Consider the following 1,980-nt stretch of genomic DNA (forward strand, 5'->3'; position numbering starts at 1 on the left):
TCCGCCGCGAGCGGCGGCACGATCGCATTGCCGTAGCCCCGCAGCAGCCCCATGCGACCGGATATCCTATCAACCAGCGGGAATGTTCCGGGCTCAACGGGCCGCCAGCGGCCATCGCGGCAGAGGAGCCAGTCCGGATCTCGCCAGACGCCGTCCGTCGCATCGGCGCCGGTGGGGTCGTCACCTTCGACCAGTCGACCAGCTTTACCGTCCTGCGGCTCGCATCCGTGTTGCCCGCCGCGTTGTACGCTGCCGTCGCGGGCGAGCCCGCCATCGCCGTCGGCCAGCCCGCCAGCCAGACCTGCCGGCCGAGTAGCGCGTTGATCGGCACCGCCCGGCATTCCGATCCGTCCTTGTGATCCCGCGCTGAGGCCGTTGCCCAGCCCGCCCGGCTCCAGGGCGGCGGCGCCGAAGAACAGCCGCTGGCGGATGTGCGGAGCGCCGATGCCCGCAGCCGGCAGATCGGCCGCCGCGACGGTGTAAGATGCCGCTTCCAGGTCAGAAGCCAGAGCGTCGAACCACGCCCAGCCAGCCGGGCCCTCAGCCGCTGTGCGAGTCGCGCTGCCAACTGGTCCGAGCACTGCCGCGCTCGCGACCTGCTCGCCGAAGACGAACTCCGGGCGGCAGGCTGCGACGAGCCGCAGGAAGGCCGGGGCGAGATGGCGGTCATCGTCCTGTCCCTTGCGCTGCCCGGCCTGGCTGAATGGCTGGCAGGGCGGCGAGCCAGTCCAGACGGACAGATCCTCGGCCACGCCGGCGAGGCGCAGTGCGTAGGGCCAGCCGCCGATCCCGGCGAAGAAATGGCATTGCTTAAAGCCCCGCAGGTCCGACGGCGTGACGTCGAGGATGGAGCGTGCGTCCACCTCGCCCGCGGGCAGGAGCCCGGCCGCGATCAGTTCCCGCAGCCAGGCACAGGCGGCGGGATCGGTATCATTGTAGTAGACGGCCATCAGGCGGCAGCGTCTGCCTTGTCGCCAAGCCGCTCCGACTTCACCTCGGCAAAAGTCCGGCCGTCGCCATCGAGGATCGCGTCCCTGCCGGTCTCGGCCTGCCAGCGCTCTACGGCGACATCGACGTAAGCCGGGCTGATCTCCATTGCGAAGACGCGCCGGCCGTTGGCCTCACCCGCCATGATCTGTGAGCCGGAGCCGGCGAAGGGCTCGTAAGCCAGACCGCCCCGCGCGACGTGCTGCCGCATCGGGATGCCAAACGCGTCCAGCGGCTTCGGCGTCGGATGGTCGGGACGCTCGTCCTTGGTGAAGCTGGGCATTTCCCATGTCGAAGGCAGCGTTTGCTCGGCGACCTTTGGCGGCCGGTTCGGACGGCGCCAGCCCATGAAACAGGGCTCGTGCTTCCAGAGGTAATGCGACCGGGTCAGGACCCCGCGATCCTTCACCCAGATGATCTGCTGATGCACGAAGGCCCCGGCCTTTTCCCAACAGGCCTCCAGCATCGCCTGCCGGCGCGACGCGTGCCAGCAATACCACGCGGCATCCTCGGTGATCGCCTCAGCCACGGCGGCGGAGATGAAGCCGTCGTAGAGTTCCGCGCCCTGCGAACTGTCGTCCCACGTGTTGCCGTAGCTCTGGCTCCAGTCCTTGTTGCGTGTCGGGTGGTTCGAGCCGTCGTAATCCACAAGGTATGGCGGATCGGTCGCGAACAGGATCGCGCGTTCGCCGTTCATCAGGCGGCGCACGTCCGTTTCGCTGGTGCTGTCGCCGCAGAGCAGCCGGTGATCACCAAGGATCCACAGATCGCCCGTCCGCGACGCCGGATTGCGCGGCGGTTCGGGGATCACCACCGGCGGCGTTGTGCTGCCAGCGCCACCACTTTCTTCACCGTCATCCTCCGGCTCGAAGGCCAGCAGCTTGTCCAACTCGCCGTCGGAAAAGCCCACCAGCGACAGGTCGAAATCCTCCGCCAGTAGCTCGTTCAGTTCCGCCGACAGCGCAGCCTCGTCCCACGTCCCGAGTTCGGTCA

The 1,980-nt window shown here is 68.4% G+C and carries 2 protein-coding genes; both read right to left on the bottom strand.

Annotated elements, in window-relative coordinates; all coding sequences use genetic code 11:
- Positions 1 to 950, bottom strand: a 950-nt coding sequence (locus ROA7023_RS23370; protein WP_143535738.1) for a DNA cytosine methyltransferase, incomplete at its 3' end; no start/stop codon positions are given.
- Positions 950 to 1,980, bottom strand: a 1,031-nt coding sequence (locus tag ROA7023_RS23375; RefSeq protein ID WP_085881334.1) for a DNA-methyltransferase, incomplete at its 5' end; no start/stop codon positions are given. The genes ROA7023_RS23375 and ROA7023_RS23370, both read right to left, overlap by 1 nt.

The organism is Roseisalinus antarcticus (genome assembly GCF_900172355.1).
Classification (GTDB): Bacteria; Pseudomonadota; Alphaproteobacteria; order Rhodobacterales; family Rhodobacteraceae; genus Oceanicola; species Oceanicola antarcticus_A.